The sequence below is a fragment of the Pseudomonas sp. BO3-4 genome (assembly GCF_034044115.1).
Classification (GTDB): domain Bacteria; phylum Pseudomonadota; class Gammaproteobacteria; order Pseudomonadales; family Pseudomonadaceae; genus Aquipseudomonas; species Aquipseudomonas alloputida.
The window spans coordinates 821,571-847,250 of the sequence record NZ_CP139018.1 but is presented as its reverse complement, the minus strand read 5'-3'; the positions used below and the strand labels follow the sequence as shown (position 1 = coordinate 847,250).

General features: G+C 61.8%; 19 protein-coding genes, 2 pseudogenes and 1 riboswitch. Of the genes and pseudogenes, 6 read left to right on the top strand and 15 right to left on the bottom strand.

What is annotated here, in order from left to right; all coding sequences use genetic code 11:
• Positions 1 to 267 precede the first annotated feature (267 nt).
• The 4 genes and pseudogenes from REH59_RS03930 to REH59_RS28710 all read right to left on the bottom strand — a co-directional run.
• A complete protein-coding gene (locus REH59_RS03930) occupies positions 268 to 891 on the bottom strand; it encodes a GAD-like domain-containing protein (RefSeq protein WP_128573655.1) in 624 nt (207 codons plus the stop codon).
• 15 nt (positions 892 to 906) lie between these two features.
• Positions 907 to 2,244 carry a DUF6861 domain-containing protein gene (locus REH59_RS03925; protein ID WP_014860184.1) on the bottom strand — a complete coding sequence of 446 codons (1,338 nt, stop codon included), beginning with the start codon at positions 2,242 to 2,244 and terminating at the stop codon, positions 907 to 909.
• 225 nt (positions 2,245 to 2,469) lie between these two features.
• A pseudogene (locus REH59_RS28715) lies at positions 2,470 to 2,883 on the bottom strand (methyl-accepting chemotaxis protein); the annotation flags it as partial.
• Between the two features lie 180 nt (positions 2,884 to 3,063).
• Positions 3,064 to 3,657: pseudogene (locus REH59_RS28710) on the bottom strand (PAS domain-containing protein); the annotation flags it as partial.
• A gap of 307 nt (positions 3,658 to 3,964) precedes the next feature.
• Here REH59_RS28710 and REH59_RS03915 point away from each other — a divergent pair.
• On the top strand, positions 3,965 to 5,155 hold the full coding sequence (locus REH59_RS03915) for a glycosyltransferase family 4 protein (protein ID WP_014860186.1): 1,191 nt from the start codon (positions 3,965 to 3,967) through the stop codon (positions 5,153 to 5,155).
• Positions 5,156 to 5,219: 64 nt separating this feature from the next.
• On the opposite strand, the gene REH59_RS03910 is transcribed toward REH59_RS03915, so the two are convergent.
• Together REH59_RS03910 and REH59_RS03905 are read right to left on the bottom strand one after the other, a co-directional pair.
• Positions 5,220 to 5,702 carry a glutathione peroxidase gene (locus REH59_RS03910; protein WP_003247324.1) on the bottom strand — a complete coding sequence of 161 codons (483 nt, stop codon included), beginning with the start codon at positions 5,700 to 5,702 and terminating at the stop codon, positions 5,220 to 5,222.
• A gap of 145 nt (positions 5,703 to 5,847) precedes the next feature.
• Positions 5,848 to 6,333, bottom strand: a complete 486-nt coding sequence (locus REH59_RS03905; protein ID WP_003247325.1) for an FKBP-type peptidyl-prolyl cis-trans isomerase — start codon at positions 6,331 to 6,333, stop codon at positions 5,848 to 5,850.
• On the opposite strand from REH59_RS03905, the gene REH59_RS03900 reads away from it, so the two are divergent.
• Both REH59_RS03900 and pta read left to right on the top strand, forming a co-directional pair.
• Positions 6,332 to 6,634, top strand: a complete 303-nt coding sequence (locus tag REH59_RS03900) for a DUF3565 domain-containing protein (protein WP_010952015.1) — start codon at positions 6,332 to 6,334, stop codon at positions 6,632 to 6,634. The genes REH59_RS03905 and REH59_RS03900 overlap by 2 nt on opposite strands.
• 31 nt (positions 6,635 to 6,665) lie before the next feature.
• On the top strand, positions 6,666 to 8,753 hold the full coding sequence (gene pta / locus REH59_RS03895) for a phosphate acetyltransferase (protein ID WP_014755345.1): 2,088 nt from the start codon (positions 6,666 to 6,668) through the stop codon (positions 8,751 to 8,753).
• A 79-nt stretch (positions 8,754 to 8,832) separates the two neighbouring features.
• Here the strand turns inward: pta and REH59_RS03890 are convergent, their stop codons facing one another.
• From REH59_RS03890 to REH59_RS03855, 8 genes are all read right to left on the bottom strand, one after another.
• Positions 8,833 to 9,552 carry an OmpA family protein gene (locus REH59_RS03890; RefSeq protein WP_003247328.1) on the bottom strand — a complete coding sequence of 240 codons (720 nt, stop codon included), beginning with the start codon at positions 9,550 to 9,552 and terminating at the stop codon, positions 8,833 to 8,835.
• A 109-nt stretch (positions 9,553 to 9,661) separates the two neighbouring features.
• Entirely contained in the window at positions 9,662 to 10,306 is a 645-nt protein-coding gene (locus REH59_RS03885) for an MBL fold metallo-hydrolase (RefSeq protein WP_014860188.1), read from the bottom strand.
• A 334-nt stretch (positions 10,307 to 10,640) separates the two neighbouring features.
• The gene (locus REH59_RS03880) at positions 10,641 to 11,333 is read right to left on the bottom strand and encodes a sensor histidine kinase (RefSeq protein ID WP_010952009.1); all 693 of its coding nucleotides are present in this window, start codon (positions 11,331 to 11,333) and stop codon (positions 10,641 to 10,643) included.
• Positions 11,330 to 12,937, bottom strand: coding sequence for a tetratricopeptide repeat-containing response regulator (locus REH59_RS03875; protein ID WP_003247330.1), 1,608 nt, complete (start codon positions 12,935 to 12,937; stop codon positions 11,330 to 11,332). Before REH59_RS03875 ends, REH59_RS03880 begins: the two co-directional genes overlap by 4 nt.
• 159 nt (positions 12,938 to 13,096) lie before the next feature.
• Positions 13,097 to 15,814 carry a LuxR C-terminal-related transcriptional regulator gene (locus REH59_RS03870; protein WP_014859503.1) on the bottom strand — a complete coding sequence of 906 codons (2,718 nt, stop codon included), beginning with the start codon at positions 15,812 to 15,814 and terminating at the stop codon, positions 13,097 to 13,099.
• Between the two features lie 334 nt (positions 15,815 to 16,148).
• Entirely contained in the window at positions 16,149 to 17,513 is a 1,365-nt protein-coding gene (locus REH59_RS03865) for a DUF1329 domain-containing protein (RefSeq protein ID WP_019750460.1), read from the bottom strand.
• A 25-nt stretch (positions 17,514 to 17,538) separates the two neighbouring features.
• Positions 17,539 to 19,425: a DUF1302 domain-containing protein gene (locus tag REH59_RS03860; protein WP_014859505.1), complete on the bottom strand. Its 1,887-nt coding sequence runs from the start codon at positions 19,423 to 19,425 to the stop codon at positions 17,539 to 17,541.
• 331 nt (positions 19,426 to 19,756) lie between these two features.
• Positions 19,757 to 21,439: a fatty acid--CoA ligase gene (locus REH59_RS03855; protein WP_014859506.1), complete on the bottom strand. Its 1,683-nt coding sequence runs from the start codon at positions 21,437 to 21,439 to the stop codon at positions 19,757 to 19,759.
• A gap of 293 nt (positions 21,440 to 21,732) precedes the next feature.
• On the opposite strand from REH59_RS03855, the gene REH59_RS03850 reads away from it, so the two are divergent.
• From REH59_RS03850 to REH59_RS03840, 3 genes are all read left to right on the top strand, one after another.
• Positions 21,733 to 22,698, top strand: a complete 966-nt coding sequence (locus REH59_RS03850; RefSeq protein ID WP_014859508.1) for a 2-hydroxyacid dehydrogenase — start codon at positions 21,733 to 21,735, stop codon at positions 22,696 to 22,698.
• 54 nt (positions 22,699 to 22,752) lie between these two features.
• Positions 22,753 to 23,751 (top strand): class I SAM-dependent methyltransferase, encoded by a 999-nt coding sequence (locus REH59_RS03845; RefSeq protein ID WP_014859509.1) that lies wholly within the window; start codon positions 22,753 to 22,755, stop codon positions 23,749 to 23,751.
• A 40-nt stretch (positions 23,752 to 23,791) separates the two neighbouring features.
• Positions 23,792 to 23,931, top strand: a riboswitch (yybP-ykoY riboswitch).
• A gap of 88 nt (positions 23,932 to 24,019) precedes the next feature.
• Positions 24,020 to 24,604: a TMEM165/GDT1 family protein gene (locus REH59_RS03840; protein ID WP_012051194.1), complete on the top strand. Its 585-nt coding sequence runs from the start codon at positions 24,020 to 24,022 to the stop codon at positions 24,602 to 24,604.
• 43 nt (positions 24,605 to 24,647) lie between these two features.
• Here the strand turns inward: REH59_RS03840 and REH59_RS03835 are convergent, their stop codons facing one another.
• On the bottom strand, positions 24,648 to 25,466 hold the full coding sequence (locus tag REH59_RS03835) for a M48 family metallopeptidase (RefSeq protein ID WP_003247344.1): 819 nt from the start codon (positions 25,464 to 25,466) through the stop codon (positions 24,648 to 24,650).
• Between the last annotated feature and the right edge of the window lie 214 nt (positions 25,467 to 25,680).

The following is a 25,680-nucleotide window of genomic DNA, read 5'->3' as shown; positions in this document are numbered from 1 at the left end:
TCACCGAGAGCTTTCTAGCTTCAATGGCATTCATAGTTATCATAAGATCTCTCTGAATTTTCTCCTGCAACTTAGAAGCTCAGCTGCTCAGTTGTTACCGTGGGTAAGGCTGGAGATTTTTATCGTTCTTTAGATCGAGCGCCTCGCAGGCGAAACTCGATCCCATGGCCATTACAAATTATCAAAGACTCAACCGACTGGAAAACTGTTCCACCACATCCATCACCCGGGCGATTTCCTCGGTGGCGGTGCTGGTTGACTGCGGCATTAATCTGGCTGCTCGGAAAAGGAGTAAGGTTGAAGATCTGTCAATTGCGCCAGAAAGATCAAGTGTTCAACAGCGCTGACTTTTTTAAGATGTTGTAGGGAATCAGCCCCGCCCAGCATGAGCGCGGGGAAAAAGCCGTACATCTCGTCATGTTTAAGTCTACCCAGTTTTTCCTTGGCGGGATTGAAGAGACCATTGAAATCCATTGACTCCACTTCTCTTGACAAAATAAAGCCTTGAAGCTCAGTATTTAGTTGTTCCTTTGTGAATTCAGTTCGATAAAATATGTACTGAGACCCAACGCTTGTTATTTCCAATGAAAATCCAGTTTTTTCTCCCCAAAGGTACAAGTCTCCGAAGGCACTTCTTGCAACCAAATGATAGCTGTCGTGCGAAGCAAGTGCCGTGCCTGCAATCCAGCAGGAAACTACGGCGTCATATTCTTGCGGATTGACTAGCCAGAATATGCCCTCACCGTAGCCCCCCCACCCATGCTCGGACCAATATTCCAAAAGCTTGGGAGGAAGCTTGTCTCTGTATCTTTCGATTGTGGAGCCAGGTACTTCCCGGCGGTCAATCGGCGGACCGAAATTCTCAATCAAACTGGCAAATACTTTATCCATTTCAACCTTCTCACCTTAGCACTTATGTAATTTGACATTCATGCGGATTGAGCCTCTGGACTCCAGGGATACCCTTTCGGCCGCTTTCTTTAAGTTGGGTATCCTGGTTTTCCATTGGGCGCCTATCACTGAGTTTACCTGGCGGTCCCCAAAATCCGATATGACGTCTCTACCTCCGGCGACGAGATCCGGATTGTGCAGTGCTGCTGTAATTGACATCCGGTTTCTGGCTTTTTCTATTGCAACCCGTTGCGCTTCAAATGGGCCCATGGTTTTCCTGAGCTCTTTTTCAATTTTTTCCTTGATAAATTCTTGCTCCTTTTTTCTCGCTCTCTGGGCGAGCCCTTTATTGCGCTGATTTGGGTTTTCAACTTTTTCCAAAAATTCTTCAACGGTCATCCAGTTGAGCCCGTCTTCCTGGCCATTCAACTGTCGTTTGAATTCGCCTATTTTGTATTCCGGTACTTTATCAGCTTTGAAACATTCAACGTTATGCAATGCCATCGTGCCCGGATGGGGCTTCGTTGGTGCTTTCCTGGGCTGATTCGGGCTAACGGGCTGCGGATCATCCATCGCCCCCTTGCGCCGCTCCGGCACTTGCAGATCCGGCCGTTTCTTCAACCCTTCCTCATGCTTGAGCATCCATTGCCCCAGCCGCGCGCCTTTGCGGCTGGCCGCCATCTCCTGGGCCAGCACTCGGGCATCGCCGCGTCCGCGGGTGAGGTATGACACGATCGCCCCCAACAACAGCACCACGACTTCCACATGGCCTTGGGCAATCTGATGCGTGGCCCGAGATATCGCATAAGGGTCGTCCCGGCAGAACGGGCCGGTGCCTTCATTGCCGCAGGTGCCTTCCCAGGCGAAGCGGATGCCATCGACGTAGTACTCGCCGATACGCGGCAAGCCGTCGATGAAGAACTCGGCGATGGAGGCCAGCCCCAGCGCACCGAGGATCCAGCCGCTGACCTTGAGGCCCATGGCCGCGCCTGCGCCAGCGAACGGTATGGTTCCGGCGCCGCCGGCGAATGCGCCGACCCCTGCGCCAAGCAGGCCACCGGTAACGGTGCTGCCGACGACGATCATCGCCATCTGCTGCACGACCCTCAGCAGTTCGTCGACGATGCTGTTGATGTCGAGGTCGGCGAAGCGCTGGCGTAGCAGGTGCGCCGCCTGCCATTCGGCGTGGTAGAAGGCTGTGCGGACAGCTTCGATCCGGCGCAGGTTGAGGCCCAGTGAGGCGACCTCTTCATTGAGGCTGGTGCGGAACTGGCCACCGCTTGGGTAGCCCACCATGGCGATGACACGTGACTCGATCTCGTGCCAGGAGGGCACGAGGTAATCCAGGTACATGAGGTGTCTCCCTGACAACGTGTGCAGGGGGAAATCCCATCATGGATTCGGATCGGAGGTTTCTGAGTCAGTTGTAGGAAAATGCGACTTCGTTTCCGGCATGCTCGGCGAAGTTCAGCTGCTCAGTTGTTACCGTGGGTAAGGCTGGAAATTTTTATCGTTCTTGAGATCGAGCGCCGCGCAGGCGAAGCTCGATCCCATGGCCATTACAAACCCCAAGCCATATCAAAGACTCAACCGGCTGGAAAACTGCCCCACCACATCCACCACCCGCTTCGCCCCGTCCTGGATCTCGACAATTACGCTGCCCGTCTCATCCGCCAGCGCCAGCCCCTGTTCGGCCTGGCGCTTGCTGGTGTCGATGATCGACACTGCCGCCTGCGCCAGTTGTTCGTTCTGCTGTACCACCCGGGCGATTTCTTCGGTGGCGGTGCTGGTGCGGGAGGCCAGTTGGCGCACTTCGTCGGCAACGACGGCAAAGCCCCGCCCTTGCTCGCCCGCGCGGGCGGCTTCGATGGCCGCGTTAAGGGCCAGCAGGTTGGTCTGCCCAGCAATGTCGCTGATGGTCTTGATGATCGAACCGATCACCCGCGACTGGGTATCCAGCGCCTGGATGCCGTCGGCGGCCTCTTGCATCGAAGCCTCCAGTCCACGCATCACGGTGACAGTCTGGGTGACCACTTCGGTGGCCTTGCGAGCACTGACATCGGTACCCAGCGAGGTGTTGTAGGCGACATCTGCCGCCTCGGCCACTGCCAGCTCCTGGTTGACCTGGTCGGTGATCACGGTGGCGAACTTGACCACCTTGTACAGCACATCGTGGGCATCGAAGATCGGGTTGTACGAGGCCTCCAGCCAGATCACCCGGCCATGGGCATCGATGCGCTTGAAGCGCTCGGCAACATATTCGCCACGGCGCAGCCGGTCCCAGAACGCTTGGTAGCCAGCCGAGTTGACCTCCTGCGGTTCGCAAAACATGCGATGGTGCTTACCGCGAATCTGTTCCAGGCGATAGCCGACGGTGGCCAGGAAACGTTCGTTGGCAGTGAGAATGATGCCGTCGAGGTCGAACTCGATCACCGCAGTAGAGCGCATCAGGGCCTTGATCAGGCTTTCGTGCTCGCGTGAGGTCTCGATGGTTCGGGTCAGGTCGCTGGAATGCAGGGTGAAGTACTTGATGCGCCCCTCGCTGTTCTTCACCGGCTGCAGGATCGAGCGCAGCCAGGCTTCCTGACCATTGCCCCGCAGAAGACGGAACGCGCCGTTCAGGTGTTCGCCACGGCTGATCGCACTTTTCATGCGCTGGTAGAAGTCCAGCGACTTTACGTGGGCAGGGACGATGTCCTCGATATTGCGTCCAAGCAATTGTTCGGCACGGTAGAGCATCTCGCTCTCGAAGTTGCCGTTGACCATCTCGATCCGTCCCTGAGGATCGAGCTGCAGCACCAGCATCTCGCTGTCGAGACTACTCTTGACCTGTTCGATGGACATCAGGTCTTCGCGCAGTTGCCGGATTTCTTGCTTGAGCTTGTTGTTGAACATCACCGCTCTCCTGGAGCGCATCACGTAGTCGAATGCATCTTCATCGGCTGCCGGGGACACCTTCTTGAGTGCTGTGCGAGGAAATATTCATGAAGGCAAACGTGCCAGCGGTCAGGCGTCATCTTTACGTCACAAGGCGGTCACATTAGCGCAACCCGGCAGGCGGAAACTTTTTGTCATGAATACACCCGCCCTACGCATTACCTTGGTCAGCGAAACCTTCCCACCCGAGATCAATGGCGTGGCCAACACCCTTGGCCGCCTCAGTGATGGGTTGCGCCAACGCGGCCATGAGGTCGAGGTGGTGCGCCCGCGCCAGGCCGGCGAAGGGCACGCGCACAACGACCCGCACCTGATGCTGTGCCGTGGCTGGGCGCTGCCTGGCTACCCGGGTTTGCAGTGGGGCGAGGTGTCGATGCACAAGCTGTTGCGCCGCTGGCGCAGGCAGCGCCCGGATGTACTGTACATCGCCACCGAGGGGCCGCTGGGGCTCAGCGCCCTACGCGCGGCCCGACGCCTGGGGGTGGCAGTGGTCAGTGGCTTTCACACCAACTTCCCGCAGTATTCCGGCCAGTACGGCCTTGGCCTGCTGGCGCGCCTGCTCACTCACTACTTGCGCTGGTTCCATCGGCGCACGGCAATCACCTTGGTGCCGAGTGCCAGCCAGCGCCTGGAGCTGGAGCGTCGCGGCTTCGAACGCCTGGAGCTGCTGGCCCGAGGGGTCGATGCCTGCCTGTTCAATCCAGCCCGGCGCAGCCAGGCCCTGCGCGAAAGCTGGGGGCTAGGCCCGGAGGATATCGCCGTACTGCATGTCGGGCGACTGGCGGCGGAAAAGAACCTAGGCCTCCTAAGGCCTTGCTTTGAGGCATTACGCACGACCTATCCACAGAAGCGCCTGCGCCTGATCATGGTCGGCGACGGGCCTCAGCGCGCCAGGCTTGAACAAGAGATACCGGACGCCGTGTTTTGCGGCGCCCAGCGCGGTGAACGACTGGCCGAGCACTATGCCAGCGGCGACCTGTTCCTGTTCCCGAGCCTGACCGAAACCTTCGGCAATGTGGTGCTCGAGGCCATGGCCTCAGGGTTGGCGGTGGTTGCTTATGACGAGGCGGCCGCAGCGCAGCATATTCGCCATGGCCACAGTGGCGCGCTGGCCATGCCGGGGGACCAGGCGGCGTTTGTCGATGCAGCGTGCTGGTTGCTGGAAGAAGTGGAGACGTTGCGCAGGGTGCGCCTGAATGCGCGACAGCATGCCAGCCGCCAAGGCTGGCCGGCGATTGTCGAGCAGTTCGAGGGGTATCTGGATAGCGCTTGTCGCAATGTCAGTGCTGCGGCTGGGCGTTCGACGCAGTATGTGCAGCGCCTGTGAAAGCGAGCGCCGCGCAGGCGGCGCTCGGCTTCGCAGGTGCCACAATGATCGCGCCCGGCACTATTCAGACCAGTGCTTTTTCAATGGCCTGCACCACTGCTGGGTCATCCGGCGCCGTGCGGGGTGAGAAACGCGCCAGCACCCGGCCATCCTTGCCTACCAGAAACTTCTCGAAATTCCAGGTAATGTCACCGGGGAACTCGGCCCCCTCGCCTGCCAGCAGGCGGTACAACGAATGGCGCTGCGGCCCATTGACCTCCAGCTTGCCCCCCAGCGGGAAGCTGACCCCGTAGTTGAGGCTGCAGAAGTCCTGGATTTCCTTTTCGCTACCCGGCTCCTGCCCGGCAAACTGGTTGCACGGCAGGCCAAGCACATTGAAGCCCTTGTCCTTGTAGATCTGGTAGAGGTTTTCCAGGGCCTTGTATTGTGGCGTCAGGCCACATTTGGAGGCGACGTTGACCACCAGCACCACTTGGCCCTTGAAGGGTGCGAGGGGCAGCTCTCCGCCGTTCAGCGCTTCCAGTTTCAGGTCGTGAAATGCACTCATGATGAAATCCCCTCTCAGGTTCCCGGTTGCCGTGCAGGCGAATTTCGCCCACTAAAAAGGCGCTCGTCCAAACCGTTCACCTCCCGTAGGAAGGCAAATCGGCTTGCCCGAGCGCCTGGCGACTTTCTGAGCTTAGCGCAGAAAATCAGTGGTGATGGCCACCTTCACCGTGGATGTGACGGTGAGCGATTTCTTCGTCGCTGGCGTCACGCACGTTCACAACCTTGACCTGGAAGGTCAGGCGCTGACCGGCCAGTGGGTGGTTGCCATCAACGGTGACGTCGTCGCCGTCGATGTCGCGGATGGTGACGATCTGCATCTGGCCGTCCGGCGCCGAAGCGTGGAACTGCATGCCCACTTCCAGCTCGTCGACACCTTCGAACAGGCTACGGTTCAGGGTGCTGACCAGTTCGGCCAGGTACTCGCCGTAGGCCTCTTCAGGTTCAATGGAAACGTTCAGCTCGTCACCAGCCTGCTTGCCTTCCAGGGCTTTTTCCAGGCCCGGGATGATGTTGCCGGCACCGTGCAGGTAAACCAGCGGCGCGCCACCGGCGGAGCTGTCGATGGTCTCCCCGGCGTCGTTGGTCAGGGTATAGTCGATGGAGACAGCCTTGTTGGCGGCGATCAGCATGGGGCAAGACCTTTTGCAAAAGAATGTAGAGCGGACAAGTGTAACCTTGCCATCGTCCGATTGCGAACGTGGTGCAGACGAGCAACGGCCCATCAGTCGGATCAACGGCTTTCATCAGGACGAAGAAGGCCACTGGGTGGCGGAACTTTCGTGCGGCCATACCCAGCACCTGCGCCACCAGCCGCCGTGGCAGGCACGCCCCTGGGTGCTCGACCCGGCACAACGTGCGCAGCACATCGGCCAGCCTTTCGCTTGCGGCTGGTGCGCACAAGGGGCCGATAGCGCTACCCTTGACCGTTAATTTCTTGCACCGCTTATTTCGAGAAGCACGCATGCAGACATTTTTCATTGCGCCGACCGACTTTGGTGTCGGCCTGACTTCGATCAGCCTGGGCCTGGTGCGCACCTTGGAGCGTGCCGGCCTGAAGGTCGGCTTCTTCAAGCCTATCGCCCAGCCCCACCCGGGTGACACCGGCCCCGAGCGCTCCACCGAACTGGTCGCCCGCACCCACGGCATCAAGCCACCGGTCCCACTGAGCCTGGCCCACGTCGAGCGCATGCTCGGCGATGGCCAGCTGGACGAGCTGCTTGAAGAAATCATCCGCCTCTACCAGCAAGCCTGCGTCGGCAATGACGTGGTTGTGGTCGAGGGAATGGTGCCCACACGCCACGCCAGCTACGCAGCACGGGTCAACCTGCACCTGGCCAAGAGCCTGGATGCCGAAGTAATCCTGGTATCGGCCCCGGAAAACGAAGTGCTCAGCGAGCTGTCTGGCCGGGTCGAACTGCAGGCCCAACTGTTTGGCGGCCCACGCGACCCGAAAGTGCTCGGGGTGATCCTCAACAAGGTGCGTACCGACGAGAGCATGGCGGACTTCGCCACCCGCCTGCGCGAGCACTCGCCATTGCTGCGTGGCAATGACTTCCGCCTGCTTGGCTGCATCCCCTACCAGCCCGAGCTGAACGCACCGCGGACACGCGATGTGGCCGAGCTGCTCGGCGCCCAGGTGCTCAATGCCGGCGATTACGAGCAGCGGCGCATGAGCAAGATCATCATCTGTGCACGCACGGTGGCCAACACGGTCCCGCTACTGACCTCGGGTACCCTGGTGGTAACCCCCGGCGACCGCGACGACATCATCCTCGCTGTCAGCCTGGCAGCGATCAATGGCGTGCCCCTGGCCGGCTTGCTGCTGACCAGCGACAGCAAGCCTGACGTGCGTATCCTTGGCCTGTGCCGCGGTGCACTGCAGGCCGGCCTGCCGATCCTTTCGGTCAGCACCGGCTCGTACGACACCGCCAACCAGCTCAACTCGCTGAACCGCGAAATCCCGGTGGACGACCGCGAGCGTGCCGAGTTCATCACCGACTTCGTCGCCAGCCACCTCGACGCGGCCTGGCTGCACCAACGCTGCGGCACGCCACGCGAACTGCGCCTGTCGCCGGCAGTGTTCCGCTACCAGCTGATTCAGCGTGCGCAGCAGGCCAACAAGCGCATCGTCCTGCCAGAAGGCGCCGAGCCACTGTTGGTGCAGGCCGCAGCCATCTGCCAGGCCCGCGGCATCGCCCGCTGCGTGCTGCTGGCCAAACCCGAAGACGTCGACGCCGTGGCCCGCGCCCAGGGCATCACGTTGCCGCCGGGGCTGGAGATTCTCGACCCCGAACTGATTCGCGGGCGCTACGTGGAACCCATGGTCGAGCTGCGCAAAAGCAAGAACCTCAACGCACCGATGGCCGAGCAGCAGCTGGAAGACCCGGTGGTGATCGGCACCATGATGCTGGCCCTGGACGAAGTAGACGGCCTGGTCTCGGGCCTGGTGCACTCCACGGCCAACACCATCCGCCCGGCCCTGCAGCTGATCAAGACCGCACCCGGCTCGAGCCTGGTCTCGTCGGTGTTCTTCATGCTGTTCCCCGAGCAGGTACTGGTGTACGGCGACTGCGTGATGAACCCGCACCCAAGCGCTGCCGAGCTGGCGGAGATTGCCCAACAGAGTGCCGAATCGGCGCAGGCCTTCGGCATCGCGCCACGGGTGGCGATGATCAGTTATTCAAGCGATTCGGCCAGCGATGAAGAAGTCGAGAAAGTGCGCGAAGCGACACGCCTGGCACAGGACGCGGCCCAGGCGCTACTGATCGATGGGCCGTTGCAGTATGACGCAGCGGCCAACCCGGCGATCGCCCGAGAGCTGGCGCCGGCTAGCCCGGTGGCCGGGCGCGCCACGGTGTTCGTGTTCCCCGACCTGAATACCGGCAATACGACCCACAAGGCGGTGCAGCGCAGTGCCGACGGGGTCAGCCTGGGGCCGATGCTGCAGGGTTTGCGCAAACCGGTGAACGACTTGCCGCGTGGGGCGCAGGTTGACGATATCGTGCATACCATTGCCCTGACGGCGATTCAGGCCAGCGTGGCGCGCTAAAAGCAGAGGCTTCTTTGCAAGCTTTGTGGGAGCGGGATTGCCCGCTCCCACAGAGCCGCAAAGCAGCCCTGAAGGTCAATCAGGGATACTGCTGAACCTGACCTTGCTGCTCATACTGCTGACCCGGAATCGGCTTCAGGTTCACTTCCACACGGCGGTTCTGCGCACGACCATTGGCGTCAGCATTGCTGGCGATCGGCTGGTCCGGGCCCATGCCACGGACAGAGATACGCGAGGCATCCACACCCTGCGAAGTCAGGTAGGTACTAACCGCCTGCGCACGGCGCTGGGACAGGTCCATGTTGTGCTGGCGGCTGCCCGTGCTGTCGGTGAAGCCAACCACTTCGATGGTGTTCTGGTTGAATTGCTTGAACGAGCCAGCCAGGTTGTTCAGCGGCGAGTAGAAGCTTGGGGCGATGTTGGCCGAGTCGGTGGCGAAGGTGATGTTGCCCGGCATGATCAGCTTGATCTGGTCACCCTGACGCTGCACTTCCACACCTGTGTTGGCCATTTGCGCGCGCAGCTCGGCTTCCTGCTTGTCGGCGTAATAGCCATAACCGGCTGCAGCGGCACCCACAGCGGCAGCACCGATCAGTGCACCCTTGCCACGGTTGTTGTGGTCGATGGCAGCGCCGGCGATGGCACCGGCCAGCGCCCCCAGGCCGCCGTACTTGGCGGTCTTGCTCATCCCTGTGGAGCCCTGCGCCTGACCCTGGTTGTCGTAGGGGTTCTGGCCGGCACAGCCGGTCATCAGTGCAGCGGCGGTTGCGACGATAATCAGACGACGCATGGTGAACATGGACAAGCTCCTACTGAAATTCATAAATGCGGCAGATCCCAAAGGGTTCTATGCCAGCCTTGGAACGCATCGGCAACGAAAAATTCCATGAAAGTGCCTTCATGTGCCATCAGGCACGCACGAATGGATTTTCCCGCATCTCGTCGCCCAGACGGGTGTCGGGCCCGTGGCCGGTCACCACGATGGCCTCTTCGTCCAGCCGGTACAGCCGCTCCTTGATGGAACGCACGATTGCCCGCTGGTCGCCACCCCACAAATCGGTGCGGCCAATCCCCCGGCGGAACAGGGTGTCACCGGCAATCAACAACTTGGCGTCGGCGAACCAGAAGCTCATCGAGCCCGGGGTATGGCCTGGCGTATGCAACGCCACACCGCAGCCGCAGGTCAGCTCTTCGTCATCGCCCAGCCAGCGGTCCGGTGCCGGTACCGGGGTGTAAGGTACGCCGAACATCTGGCACTGCATCTCAAGGTTGTCCCACAGCATCTGGTCGTCCTTGTGCAGGTGCAGCGTGGCACCCGTCAGCTCCTTGAGCTTGCCTGACGCGAGGAAGTGGTCGAAGTGCGCATGGGTGTGGATGATGCTCACCAGCGTCAGGCCGTGGACCTGCAGGCGGGCAAGGATCTTGTCCACATCACCACCCGGGTCGACGACCATGGCTTTCTTGGTCAGGGGGTCGCCGATCAGCGTGCAGTTGCACTGCAAGGGGCCGACAGGGAAGGTTTCGCGGATGAGAGCAGGCGGGGCTTGGGTCATGGTGTTCTCGCAGGTGAAGCTGGGTTCTGCTGGGAGCCTGACAGGAAAATGGGGTGGGTGCACGAGGTTCATGTCTTGAGCGAAGTGGCGCCTGTGAGCTCGAGCGCCGCCCGCGCGGCGCATCGCGAGCAAGCTCGCTCCTACATTTGTTTCGGGCCAGTTATTCCTGAGGCGGAGGTGCGCGCCACCTTGGTGCCCACCTCGATATTGCGTGGAACAAACAAGGCGGTCGCGCGCGAGGGTGCAGGCAATACTGACCCGAAACAAATGTAGGAGCGAGCTTGCTCGCGATGCGCCGCGCGGGCGGCGCTCGATCGCCCAGGCACCCAATACCTCAAGGCAAAAACAACCTGAACAACCCGCCCCCAAGCGCCCCGCCGTTGGAGATCTCGATCCGCCCGCGCACCCCGCCGCTTTCATGCAACGCTGCGATCCGCGCCGCAAAATACAACCCAAGGCCGGTACTGCCGCTGGTCGAGTCGATGCCCTGGATGTAATCCTCCTGGCGCTCGAGCATGTGCTTTGGATAACCCGGGCCGTCATCGTTGACGCAAATGGCCAACTGGTTGTCGGCCTCTTCGATGGTGATCAGCAAGGCGTGCCCGGCAAAGCGGGTGGCGTTGGTGATGACGTTGGCGATTACCGAGGCCACCAGTTCGCGGTCGAAGAAACCCAGCGGATTGTCGGTGTCGATACGCCAGGTGGCGAGAATGTCGTTGTGCTTGAGTACTTCCTCGTGCGCCGCCAGCTGGGCTTCGATGAAATCATCCAGCTCATGGTAGTCCGGGCATACCGGCAACTGGTTCACACCCAGTTTGTACAAGCCCAGCAACTGCACCAGCATGCCGTTGAGGTGACGAAATTCATGCTCCATGATCCCCTGTTCGGCACCGCCGCGCAGTTCCTCGGGCAAGCGTTCCACCCACTGGCTGTGGGACTGGATCAGCGCCGACAACGAACTTTTGAGGTCGTGCACGGTGGAGGCGATCACCGTGGAAAAATCCAGCCCCTGATTGTCTTGATTCATGCGCCGAACACTCGGATGTGCAGTTTGCGGTAACGGTCATAGCGATTGTCGCTGGCAGGGATACCGGCCACGCTGGTCAAGGCGTCGCGGCACTCCTGCATGATCGCAGGCTGAGGGTTGTCACCGCCGATGCGCAGCAGCGCCTGGGCGGTATTGAGGGCGATGCTGATGTTCTTCGGCTGTAAACCCAATGCCTTTCGGAACAGTTGCAACGCCTCGCCAAGCTGCCCTCCCTGGTAACTGCGCACACCCTGCCGATTGAGGGTGACCGCTTCGGTAATGGCGTTGAGCACGCTGGGGTCATCCGTCAGCTTGCCCACTTTCTCCATGACCTTGGGGTCATCGCCATAACTTTCCACGCAGTTCTTCAGCACGCCGATGGCGGCGGCTTCCTGCCCCATCGCCTGCAGTTGCGCAGCGACAGTCAGGGCCGAATCGACAGAGAAGAACTGGTTCATCTTGTCCAGGCGCTGAATCGCCTGTTCTGTCAGCTTGCCGGCCGTTTCCGGGTCGCCGGCCTGCTGCAGGCTGGCAGCCTTCATCATCCGCGCACGTACCTGCAGGCCTTGGTCCTCGGGGTTTTCCTTGGCCACTTCGCTGAGCGTGGTGTTGATCTCGACCCGGGTGCGGGCGTCCAGGCCGAAGCCTGCATTCTTGCTCATCAGCGCCTGCACCAGGCCAAGGTTGTTTTCGGCATCCTTGTAGCGCGAACTCTGCCCCTGGTTCACCGCATGGCGGAACGCCTTCGATGCGCTCTCGAAGTCTTCGTTCTCCAGCGCCAGCTTGCCCAGCGTCGACTGCCGACGCACCGACAAAGGCGACAGGCGCACGGCTTCTTCAAGCAAGTTCTGCGCGCGCCGGGTATCACCCTGCGCCACCAGCACCTCGGCCATGCCATCGTAAAGGCCTGGCATGATCGGGAACGCCTTGAGCGCCTGCTCGTATACACCCTGGGCCTGGGCATTCTGACCACGCTTGTGCATCAGTGCGCCCAACGCGGCATATACCCACGGCTGCGGACGGCTGGCCAGGATGGCCTTGAGGAATTTTTCCAGTTCCTCGAAACGGTTGAGGTTGCGCAGGGCATCGGCCCGGTAGCGCAAGCACAAGGGCGCCAGGCGCGGATCCTTCTTGCACAGCTCGGCGCAGGCCGCCAGTACTTCGGCCGGACGGTTGCGGTCCAGCGCCTGCAGGATCGGTTTTAGCAACGTCTTGCGCTGGAACAGTTTCTCGACGCGCTGGGCCAGGCCAACCCGGTTGAACGGTTTGGTCAGGTAGGCATCGGGCTCGTGCTCGATGGCGCTAAGGACAATCGCCTGACTGCTCTCGGCAGTGACCATGATGAACACGCACTCATGGCTGATGTGCTTGTCGATGATCAGGTCTTCAAGCACCTGCTGCCCGTTCTTCTTGCCATCGCCCAGATGGAAGTCCTGCAGGATGAAGTCATAGCGCTTCTGCGCGCACATGCGCAGCGCCTGCTCGCCGCTGTCAGCGGTGTCCACGTCGCGCACGCCCAACTCGCGCAACATGGAACGGGTCGACGTACGAAAGTCGGTAAAGTCGTCGACGATCAGAAAGCTCTTTTGCCCGTACTGCAGCATCAACACGACCTGCCTTGGAATGATTGAAAAATCGCGCGAGGCGATGCCACCGATCGCTGTATCGGCAGCTGGTCGGGAAAGATGAGGGTAGAGCATTGTCGGCCAAAAACTATGGCTTCAGGCCATCACTTTAACGAGCAATGACCTGCAGGGCCAGTATCACGCCAGCAACCCCAGGGATTTGGCCTTGGCCACCGCCTGGGTGCGCCGCTCCACGCCCAACTTGCTGTTGATGTGGCTGGCGTGGGTCTTCACCGTGTGCAGGGAAATGAACAGCTGCTCGCTGATCTGCTGATTGGAACAGCCTTGGGCAATCAGTTCGAGCACAGCCATTTCGCGGCCACTCAGCGCTTCGCCGTTGCCCGTACTGGCAATTGGCAGTGGCGGCAGGTGCTTGAGCAGTTCCGCCTGAACCGGGCAAGCGGCACCTGCCTGCAGTTGTTCATGAAGCCATTGCGGGTGTTTTTCCAGCAGTGGCTGCATTGGCTGCATCACACCGCCATGCGCCGCTTCCAGCAAACTTGGCAGCAACTGCGCGGCCTGCCCTTCCTTGCCTTCGTCCAACAGCAGGGAGAGCCATTGGCACAGGGCGCTGACGGCGAGCATCATGCCGCCACTGGCCTGGCCGCGCTTTACCAGGCATGCCAGGCGTTGCACGGCATCGTCGCTACGCAACTGGATGCGATCGAGCGATGCCTGCTGCAACGCAATGTGCAACGGCAGCAGCGGATGGAATTCCGGTGCCGCCGCCGGCTGCTCGCCGCCATAGGTCTGGCCCAGGCGCTGCAGCCAGGACTCCGCCAGGTCGGTACGCCCCTGGGCCAGCCACAGTTCGCATTTGACCAGGGTAATCATGGCCAGGTAGTAGACCGGGGGCACATCCCAGATGTGCATCAAGCGCTCGGCCTCAGCCAGTTCGGCAAAGGCCTCGGCAAAGTGACCTTCCCGGCCATCGAGCGTGGCAATCACGCAATGACCGATGAGCACACTGATGTCCCGGCACGCTCGCGCCTCACCCAGCCCGGCGCGCAAACGCGCGCGGCCCTGAGCCGGCTGCAGACGCGAGACCAGCAGGTAACCTTCGTAAAGCGTCAACCGCGCACGCACGGCATACAGCCGCTGCGCCGAAAGCCCTTGCAGACGTTGCAGGCCCTGGCGCACTTCGTCCAGCGCGCGCAGCACCTCGCCACGGGCATGCAGCACCCGCGCCCGGTCGTAATGCGCCAGCGCCTCGAACAAGGGGTTACCGACCCGCTGGGCCAGCTCCAGGGCCTCGCGGTTCCAGCCTCGGGCCCGCCAGAAGTCGCCATCGGCAATGGCCAGGTTGGACAGCGTCGACAAACACACCAGGCGTTGGCCGTAGCGCTTGCTCGGCAGGCTCTGCAGCGCTTCGCCGCAATAGGCCAGGGTGCGCTCGCGGTCGCCACGGCCACGGGCAATGACCCCACTGAGTGCCAGCCATTGGGCCAGCATCGACTTTTGCGCGGTCGCCGAAGGCGCGGGCAGAAAGCGACTGAGGTAACCGGCCAGTTCCTCGGCAGCATCCAGCTGGCAAGCCAGGCCCAACGCCCAGCTGTACAGCACGATCAGCCGCGGCGTGCTGATCAACAGACTGTCGGGCAGGTCCATCTTCCAACGCAGCAACATGCCGACGTTCTGCTCGGCCAGCAGTTGCTCCTCGGACAGACTTTGCACCAGGTCGGCGGCAACATCGAGGTGGCCGGCACGCAAAGCCTGCTCCACCGCCTCGTCCAGCAGGTCCTGAGCTTCAAACCAGCGGCAGGCCCGCAAATGCAGAGCGACCTGCGATTCGCTCGCCTGTCGGCTACGCAGCAGGTCGGAGAACAAATGGTGATAGCGGAACCAGTGCCCATGCTCGTCCAGCGGCACAAGGAACACCTGATGCGCCTGCAGGAAGCTCAGGACGGCGGCACTGTCGTGGCGGCCACGCATCGCATCGCAAAGCGGAGCGCAGAAACGCTCCTGGCAGGCGGTTTCGTACAAGAAAGCCTGCACGTCTGCAGGTAGCCTATCGATGACTTCTTCAAGCAGGTAGTCGCGGATCAGTCCCTCGCCACCATGCAGCGCCTGGGGCAAGGCTTGCTCGTCGGCGCTGTCGCTGGCCGCCAGCTGCCAGAAACGCAGCCCGGCGACCCAGCCGTCGCTGCGCTGGATCAGGTTGTCCAGTGCCTGGCCGCGCAGGCCGGTAGGCTGGCGACCGATCACTGCCAACGACTCATCCGCAGTGAGGCGCAGGTCCTGTTCGTTAAGCTCGACCAACTGCCGGGACAGGCGCAGCCGCGCCAGGTGCCAGTCTGGCCGCTGGCGGCTGGTCACCAGCAACACCAGGCCGGGTGGCAGATGATTGAGGAAGAACTGCAGGCAACGGTCAAGCACCGGCCCTTGGGCCAGGTGATAGTCGTCCAGTACCAGCAGCAGCGGCGTATCAGCTTGCAGGTACAGCGCCAGCTCATCGAGCAGGCCGTCGAGCCACTCTTCAAAGGCAAACGGCTGATGGCGCTGGCGCATTTTCAGCAGGCCCATGGCCTGGCCGCCCAGTGCCGGGCAGTATTGCTGCAGGCCTTCAAGCAAGCGCTCAAGGAAGCGGCCAGGGTCGGCGTCCCGCTGGCTCAGGCCAAGCCACAGGCTACGCCAGTGCTCGGGCAGTGTTTCGCAAAACTCGATGGCCAGGGAGCTTTTGCCGAAACCTGCCGGGGCATTGACCAGCAGCAGCCGCCCGCCCAAACCGGCTTCCAGCCGCTGGCACAAACGCAGGCGCTGCACATGGCCATCCGGCAGCGGCGGCCGGAAGAAACGCCCGTCCCGCAGGCCAAGGGCCTGACTCGCGAATCCATGCGTACGGGACAGATCTGTCATGGCCGGCTCGTTCTGGTTGGAAGACAACGGCGGTATGGATGTTTGCGAGACTAGCCGTTAACGCTGCGCATTTGAAGATGATGGACGCAATTGGCATGGAAAAGACTGCGACAAAAAGCAACATGGCTGATGGACAGGGGCTGGGGCGGGGGTTTGGGGAGGTATTCAGGCGGCTTATTGCGTTGTCCGGCCTCTTCGTGGGTGAACCCGCTTCTACAGGGCTGCTCGGAGCCTGTAGGAGCGGGTTCACCCGCGAAGAGGCCGGTTCAGGAAATAGAAACGCCCCGGCAAGCCGGGGCGTTCTGGGGATCACACGGCGTTCAGTGATTTCAGCTTAGCGAATACCCGACTGACGCAGCGCTGCAGGCTGGAAATCGGCCTTGCTGGCACTGAAGCCAAAGTCGTAAGCGCGCTTCTCTTCGTTCTTCATGCCCAGGGCCAGGTAACGACCGGACTGCAGGTCGTAGATGGTTTCCAGGGTGTACCAAGGCACTTCCACGTTGTAATAAGGCTGAGCATGGGCCTCGGACACGCGCCACAGTTGGCCACGGCCGTCGTACTGGTCGATCACTGCGGCCTGCCAGGTGTCCTCATCGATGTAGAAATCACGCTTGGCGTAGATGTGCCGCTGGCCTGGCTTGAGGGTTGCGACTACGTGCCAGACGCGGCGCAACTCGTAACGGGCCAGGTCCTGGTTGATGTGCCCAGCCTTGATGATGTCGGCATACTTGAGCTTCGGATCATCCAGTTTGAAGGCGTTCGATGCGATGTACAGCTCCTTCTTGCCTTCCAGCTTCCAGTCATAACGATCGGGTGCACCGTTGAACATGTCCAGGTTGTCCGAGGTACGCAGGCCGTCGGCGGCGGTACCCGGGCCGTCGTACGACACTTGCGGCGCCTGGCGCACGCGACGCTGGCCGGCGTTGTAGATCCACGCCTTGCGCGGCTCCTTCACCTGGTCGAGGGTTTCGTGCACCAGCAGCACAGTCCCGGCCAGGCGCGCTGGCGCGGTCACTTCCTGCTTGAAGTAGAACAGGATGTTGCCTGGGTTGTTCGGATCGTAATCCTTCATCCTGTCGCGGAAGACGAACTGGTCGGAGAAGTAAACCGGGCTGAAAGAGCCGTTCTGCTGCGGCGTGGCCTGGATCACCAGGCGGCTGACACTGCCCCCCCGGTAACGGGTGATGTGATTCCAGATCACTTCCAGGCCGGTTTTCGGGATCGGGAACGGCACCGCCGTGTTGAAGTTGTTCAAACCGTTGCCGCCTTCCGTCAGCGTGGTCTGGGTGGCGTTTTTCTTGATGGCGGCGAACACGTCCGCAGGTACCGTGGAGCCGCGATGGGTTTTGAATACAGGGATCTTGAAGGTGTCCGGGTAGCGCTTGAGCATGGCCATCTGGCCCGGCGAAAGCTTGTCCTTGTACTGCTCGGCGTTTTGCGCAGTGATGGTGAACAGCGGCTTTTCACTGCCATACGGGTCGGCCAGGAAACCCTTGCCGTCGACGCTGCCCGCACTCTTCGACAGCGGCTCCCAAGGGCCGATCGAGCCATCGGCGTTGCCGGCCTTTTCAGCCCCCATCGGGGTCAGGGTACTGCCCAACTTGGCCGCCTCGTCGGCGGATACCGCAGCCATGACGCTGGTCGCCAGCAGGGACAGGCCCAGTACACCGGCTTGCAGCAGACTTCTGGTCTTGTTCATGTCGTGTCGTCCTGGATCTGTATGCTTAGAAGTTCACGCCGAAGCTGAGCGCGACGAAGTCACGGTCATCCACGGTGCTGTACTTGCCATCGAAGAAGTTGGTGTACGACAGGCTCGCCGTGTAGGTGTTCTGGTACTCGGCGTCCAGGCCCAGGCTGACTGCCTTGCGGCCTTCCTCGAAGTTGGCACCAGGGCCAGGCGAGTAGCCAGAAACGTCATGCGACCAGGCCACGCTGGGCTTGAGGTTTACGCCGGCAAAGACATCGTTGTAGTCCCAGATGACCCGCGTGCGGTAACCCCAGGAAGTGCTGGTGGTGTAGCCGTCGTTCTCGCATTTGCGGTTCAGGTTGGTGGTGGATGTCCCCGCACCCGCGCCAGCGATGGTGCTGCCATTGAGCGCCTGGCAGGTATCGGCGCCACCGGTGGATGGCAATGGACCTGGGCCGAACACCGGGTCGCGACCGTAGCGGGTATCGTGGGCATTCTCCAGGCCGCCGACATGGGTGACACCCACTTCACCGACTACAGTCATCCGGCTGGCGCCCATCACCTGGTCGAAGAAATGGGTCAGGGTGGTCTGGAACTGGGTGATCTCCTTACGGCGATACCCATGCAGGTCTTGCCCCGGCGTACCGGTCAGCAACGATGCGTTGCTCAACGCGCCACCAATGGGACGGACACCGGCGAACAGGATATCCGTGGTATTGAGCTGCACTGGCGCATTGGGGCGGTAGCTGACTTCGCCGCTCCAGGCGGTGCCAGTGGGTAACGTGGTGGAGAAGCTCAAGCCATAAAGGCGGATATCCTCGGGGTATTCCACAAAGTACTCGGAATTACCCGCCACGATCAGAGGCGCCAATGCGCGCAGCTGTGCAGGCAGGGCGCTCAGCCCGGCGAACACGGACGGCGGGGCCCCTGTGGCACTGAAGATGGGGGCACGGCTGTGGTAGTTCATGAAGTAGGCGCCGAACTCCGTGTCCAACGGCTCGAACATATAGCGCATGGCCACACCGAACTGGCCGCTGTCACGCGCATCGCGGTCGGCACCACGGCGCACCATCACACCCTCTTCGTTGATGTCCACGCCCCGCGTGGCGAGGAACTGCTGCGCAGCGCCCGGCACCGTGCGGCTGCTATTGAGCACGCGCAAGTTGTCGGTACAGCCGTCGGCAATGATGTCCGGCTGGGAGAAGAAGGTACCGCAGTTGTCGACGACCGTCTGGTCCCACTCGAGCTGGTAGAAGGCCTCGGCTGACAGGTTGTCGGTCAGGCTCTGCGAGATGTAGAACATGTTGACGGGAATCAGGCCTTCCTTGATCTCGGCCCCGGGGCGGCGGAACGCCGACACGTCGATGGGGTTGATCGAGTTGATGCCGCCGCCGATGAAGGTACTTTCACCCCAGCTCACTACCTGCTTGCCAAACCGCACCGAGCCAGGCTGATCGCCGATGGAGTAGTTGTGGTAGACAAAGGCGTCGAGCAGCTCGGCGCCGGACGACTTGGCGCCTTCCTTGCGGTTGGAGTCGCTGATGTCCTTGAACTCGCGGTGTTCGTCCTTCAGTTCGAAGTCGTACCAGTACTTGCCGCGCACGAACACACCGGTGTCGCCGTACTTGAGCTCCAGGTCATGAATGCCCTTGAAGATCTTGGAGAAGGTTTCGCCCTTCTTGAAGTTCAGGTGGCCATCGTCGGATGTCTGTGACAGGCCCTTGCCGCCGTTGTTCACCCCTATCAGGTTCTTGTTGGGGTTGGCCGTCGACCAGCTGGCGCCGATGGAGAGCGACGAGTCGAACTGGCCTTCGATTTCACCAATGTTGAAACTGACAGCGAAAGCAGGACTTGCGAGCGTGGAAGCAAGGCTGACGGCCAAGGGCAGCTTGGCCCGGCGCCAGAACAGGTTTGCAGATTTCATCGACGCTACTCCATGTACTTTTTTGTTATGGCAGTGAGTCCTTTCAAGAACGGCCCGAGCGACCGGTTTGCAGGCTTGCACCCGCGGCGACACAGCTTGCGCATGTCGCCCTCCCCCATTCCTGAAAATCCCCTGGCCCCGACTATAGCCAGCAGGCACAGGCGCTTGATCCCTCTAAAGTGTGATTTGCGCTCCATGCCACCAACTCGCTGCAGTTTTGCTCCGGTTGCGGGCTGGTAGTGCTCAAGGATGGCGCATTTCTGTCGTTTGGCAAGGCGGCGGGCTCTCTAGCGTGCGGGTCACGCTCTGACGTGCGCGACCCGCACAACAGTTACAACGTGGAAAGGAACGCACTGTTGCTGGCCTGCCACTGGACGATGTCCTGGCGGATGCGTTTCTTGTCGAGCTTGCCGACACTGGTCTTGGGAATTTCAGTAACAAGGGCGATCTGGCTTGGAATCGCCCACTTGTTGATATGACCTTGCTCGACGAATGGCTTGAGGTGTTCCTTCAGCGCCTTGGCGTCGATATCGTGACCGTCACGTACCACCAGCAGGGCAAACGGACGCTCACCCCACTGCGGGTCGGCCACCCCCACCACCGCCACTTCGCGCACGGCCGGGTGGCGGCTGATCAGGTCTTCCAGGTCGAGCGAGGAAACCCACTCGCCACCGGTCTTGATCACATCCTTGATGCGGTCGCGGATGTCGATGTAGCCCATGCCGTCGAGGGTGGCGACGTCACCGGTGTGCAGCCAGCCGCCCTGCCACAGCTCCTCGCTCTTCTCCGGTTCCTTGAAGTAGCCCATGGTCAGCCACGGCGCACGCAGTACCAGCTCGCCCTGGGTTTCACCATCAGCGGGCAGGAAGTTGCCTTCGCCGTCGACGATGGCCGCTTCGACCAACGGCACCGGCACACCGGCCTTGATACGGTAAGTGACGCGCTCATCCTCGCTGCCGGCCTGCAGTTCATCGTTCAGGTGTGCCGCGGAGATCAGCGGGCAGGTTTCCGACATGCCATACGCGGCGGTCAGCTGGATGCCACGCGCCAGGGCGGCCTGGTACAGCGAACGGTTGAGCGAACTGCCGCCGATGATGATCTTCCAGCCGCCGAAATCCTGCCCCTGTGCGTTCGGGCAGTTGAGCAGCATCTGCAGGATGGTCGGTACGCAGTGGGAGAAGGTGACCTTCTCTTCACGCCACAGCTTGACCAGCATGTCCGGCTCGTAGCGGCCCGGGTACACCTGCTTCATGCCAAGCATGGTGGCGGCGTAGGGGATGCCCCAGGCATGCACGTGGAACATCGGGGTGATGGGCATGTACACGTCGTTGCTGCCCAACAGGCGCACGCTGTCGATACTGCCGGTGACCGAGGCCTCGGCCAGTGTGTGCAGCACCAGCTGGCGGTGGCTGAAATACACGCCCTTGGGGTTACCGGTGGTGCCAGTGGTGTAGAAGGTAGTGGCCACCGAGTTCTCGTCGAAGTCCGGGAAGTCGTAGCGGGGGCTGGCCGCCGCCAGCAGCTGCTCATACTCCCCGACCAGGTCGGGCAGGTCGGCAGTCTTGTCCGGGCCATCGGTCAGCAGCAAGGTCTTGTCGACAGTGGTCAGCTGCCCGGCGATGGCCTGGTACAAGCCCACGAAGTCGCTGTTGACCAGCACCACGCGGTCTTCGGCGTGGTTCATGGTGTAGAGGATCTGCTCCGGCGACAGGCGCACGTTGATGGTGTGCACCACAGCGCCGATCATCGGGATGGCGAACATGCATTCCAGGTAGCGATGGCTGTCCCAGTCCATCACTGCCACGGTATCACCGGCCTTGACCCCGGCCTCGGTCAGCACATTGGCCAGGCGTGCAATGCGCTCGTTGAGCTGTGGATACGTCAGCCGCATCTGGTCGCGGTAGACGATTTCTCGGGTCTTTTCATAGCGGCTGCCGGACATCAGCAGGCGCTTGATCAGCAATGGATAGGCATAGGCGCCCTCGGCGGGCTTGATGATGCGTGTCTGCAACATGGGGATCCCTTTTCTGAAAAGCGGGCCGGACAAGTCTGGGTTTACTGTAGTTCGCCAATGTGACGGCCAAATCAGCCGAAGGAATGATTTGCGTGGCAGAGGTATGAGTGGCGGGCGTTGACGGGCAGCAAGGTTGAGCTAGACACTGCGGCGGCGGCTTCAGGTTTGCGCCGAAGCCGAGTGCCTCTTCGCCGGCAAGCCCGCGCCTGCAAGGGTTGTGGTGACCTTGCGGGCGCGGGCGTGCCTGCGAATGGCCACAACGCCCTTATCCCTCCCTGCCACCGGAGATCTTCATGCCCAGCCCGCGTCGCGCCGTGTTTCTCGATCACCAGTCCCTTGACCTTGGCGACCTCGACCTTTCGCCCCTGAAGCAGCAGTTCGACCAGTTCGAACTGTTCGCCGCCACCCGCCCGGAACAGGTCGCGGAACGCTTGCAGGGCGCCGTGGCAGTGGTCAGCAACAAAGTCATGCTCGACGCCGCTACCCTGGCTGCCAACCCGCAACTGAAGCTGATCCTGGTGGCCGCCACCGGCACCAACAATGTCGACCTGGCCGCCGCCCGCGCCCAGGGCATCACCGTGTGTAACTGCCAGGGCTACGGCACGCCGTCTGTCGCCCAGCATACCCTGGCCCTGCTGTTGGCCCTGGCCACTCGGCTGTGCGACTACAACCAGGCGGTGGTTGATGGCCAGTGGGCCAAGGCCAGCCAGTTCTGCCTGCTGGACTTTCCTATCGTCGAACTGGAGGGCAAAACCCTCGGCCTGCTCGGCCACGGTGAACTGGGCGGCGCAGTGGCGAGGCTGGCCGAAGCCTTCGGTATGCGTGTGCTGAGCGGGCAGATCCCTGGCCGCCCGGAGCGCGCCGACCGGCTGCCGCTGGACGAGTTGCTGCCGCAAGTCGATGCCCTGACCCTGCACTGCCCGCTGAACGAGCACACCCGGCACATGCTCGGTGCCCGCGAACTGGCCCTGCTCAAGCCCAACGCGCTGGTGGTCAACACCGCCCGTGGCGGCCTGATCGACGAACAGGCGTTGGCCGATGCCCTGCGCGGTGGTCACTTGGGCGGCGCGGCGACCGACGTGCTGAGCGTGGAGCCGCCGGTCAACGGCAACCCGCTGCTGGAGCCCGGCATCCCGCGCCTGATCATCACCCCGCACAGCGCCTGGGGTGCCGTAGAGTCGCGCCAGCGCATCGTCGGCCAGCTCAGTGAGAACGCCCAGGCCTTCTTCGCCGGGCAGCCACGCCGCGTGGTCAGCTGAGCCAGGCGCCTGCCTCTGCTACACTGCGCCACTTTTTTCCAGGAGACGTCGTCCATGGACCCGCGCAGTGAAGTGTTGCTCCGCCAGGCAGAGCTGTTTCAGGGGCCGCTGCTGATCGCCGGCGCCCCCGCCGACGACCTGCTCGGCCAGTTGCCTCAGGCCCAGGCCTGGACTTGGCATGCCGGCGATCAGGCCATGCTCGAAAGCCGCTTCGCAGGCCGCAGCCATTACGGCGTCGAGGCCCCTGCCGCAGCATTCGAAAGCGCCGTGCTGTTCCTGCCCAAATCCCGCGAGCTGGCCGCCTATCTGCTCAACACCCTGGCGTCGCGCCTGGCTGGCCGCGAGCTGTACCTGGTCGGTGAGAAGCGCGGTGGCATCGAGGGCGCGGCCAAGCAGTTGGCGGCCTTTGGCAAGCCACGCAAGCTCGACAGCGCCCGGCACTGCCAGCTGTGGCAAGTGACCATCGACCAGGCGCCGCAGGCAAAACCGCTGGAAAGCCTGGCCGAGCGCTTCGAGCTGGCCCTGGAAGACGGCCCGCTGCAGGTGATCAGCCTGCCTGGGGTATTCAGCCATGGCCGACTCGACCGAGGTACGGCACTGCTCCTGAAGCATCTTGACGGCCTGCCCGGTGGTCACATGCTGGACTTTGGCTGCGGTGCCGGGGTACTGGGGGCCACGCTCAAACGCCGTTACCCACAAAGCCGGGTGACCTTGCTGGACGTGGATGCCTTCGCCGTGGCCGCCAGCCGCCTGACGCTGGCTGCCAACGGCCTGGAAGGCGAAGTGATCAGTGGCGATGGCATCGACGCCGCCCCTACCGAACTGAGCCTTATCCTGAGCAACCCGCCATTCCACACCGGCGTTCATACCAACTATCAGGCTTCGGAAAACTTGCTGAAAAAATCCGCCTTTCATCTGCGAAAAGGTGGCGAAATGCGTTTGGTTGCCAACAGTTTCCTGCGCTACCAACCACTGATCGAAGGGGCGTTGGGCAACTGCCAGGTACGTGACGAGGCCGACGGTTTCCGCATCTACCAGGCAACTCGCGGATAAAAAACAGCGCTTGCCGAAAACGTTTTGCCTAGGCAGAATCCGCACCGTCCTAGGGGAGTAGTCTCCCGCGAGCACCCAGCTCGCCCGGTACGCGTCAACATACTTGGTCCACAGACCATGGCGCGTGCGACCCACCATGCACGCCTGCATGGCGAGATCCGCATAGACGGATCGAGGGTTTGACAAGACCTATGACACGCACACCTTACCCGGGGCGGGGAGGCTGTACGTGTCATAGCCGTGTCGACCCGCCCCCGTAGGAATCCTGATGCTGGAATCACTGTTGGTCCCCACCGCTATCGTTGCCCTGGCCGAGATCGGCGACAAGACGCAACTGCTCGCACTCATTCTCGCTGCCCGCTTCCGCAAACCCTGGCCGATCATCGCCGGCATCATCGCCGCCACCTTGGCCAACCATGCCGCAGCCGGTGCCGTGGGGGCTTGGGTCGGCAGCTTCTTCAGCGATTCGGCACTGCACTGGATCCTGGCCGCGAGCTTTACCGCCACCGCACTGTGGACCCTGGTACCGGACAAGATGGATGACGACGAGAACCCGGCTCGCCGTTTCGGGCCGTTCCTGACGACACTGATTGCGTTCTTCCTGGCCGAAATCGGTGACAAGACCCAGGTCGCCACCGTGATGCTGGCTGCGCAGTATCCGCACCTGATCATGGTCATTATCGGCACTACCCTGGGTATGTTGATTGCCAACGTGCCGGTGGTACTGGCGGGTAACTTCGCGGCTGACAAACTGCCGTTGACGCTGATTCGCCGCCTGGCGGCAACGGCGTTCTTCGTGCTGGCGATCGTGGCCGTCTATTCGGCAATGAAGACCAGTGGCTGGATTGGATAAAGGGAAAACCGGGGGCTGCCATGCAGCCCCAGGATTCAGGCATTTACTGCTTGGCGGCAGCCTGATACAGCGGCATCACCTTCGGAATCGCCGCCTGCAGCGAAGCAATGCGGCTCGCGGACGCCGGGTGAGTACTCATGAACTCAGGCGGTGCACCTTCGGAAGCCTTGCTCATCTTGTTCCACAAGGTGATCGCGGCATTCGGGTCGTAGCCGGCACGGGCCGACAGCTCCAGGCCAATCAGGTCGGCCTCGTTCTCGTTGGCCCGGCTGTTTGGCAAGGTCATGGCGTAGTTCACCACCGTGTCGGCCATGGCCATGCTGCTCTGGCCGAGGCCGAAGATGGCACCGGCACCCTGACGAGCCATTTCCACACCGTATGCCTTGGACATGGCCTCGCGGCTATGCTCGCGCAAGGCGTGGGCAATCTCGTGCCCCACCACTGCGGCAATTTCCGCATCGGTGAGCTTGAGCTGATCGATCAGCCCGGTGTAGACGATGATCTTGCCGCCCGGGCCGCAGTTGGCGTTCAGTTCATCACTCTTGATCACGTTGACTTGCCAGTCCCACTGCGCGGCATCCGGGCGGAATTTGGGCGCCTGGGCGATCAGGCGGTTGGCAATGGCCTGCACACGCTTGGCATCGGCGCTGGACTTGTCGAGCACACCCTTGCTCGACGCTTCACCCAGGGTCTGCTGATACGACTGCGCGTACATCTGGTTGACCTCATCGGTCGAGAGCATGCTGAACATGTACTGCTGGCGCTCGACGCCAACAGCACCGCCGCTGGTGGTATTCACCGCCTGGCAGCCGGCCAGCAGGATGCCAGCACTCAGTAGGCTGACGACAAAAGACTTACGCATGAAAACACTCCCTATCCACATGCGGCGTATCCTAGGCCGAGTCGCCAGTGGCTGCCATAGCCGCAGGGAAGATTTTCGTCGCCTGTACCGGCCTCTTCGCGGGCAAGCCCGCTCCTACAGGGGTAACACGACCGAGGGCAGGAGCAGGCTTGCCCGCTCCTACAGCAGGGGTAACACGATCATTGTAGGAGCGGGCTTGCCCGCGAAAGGGCCG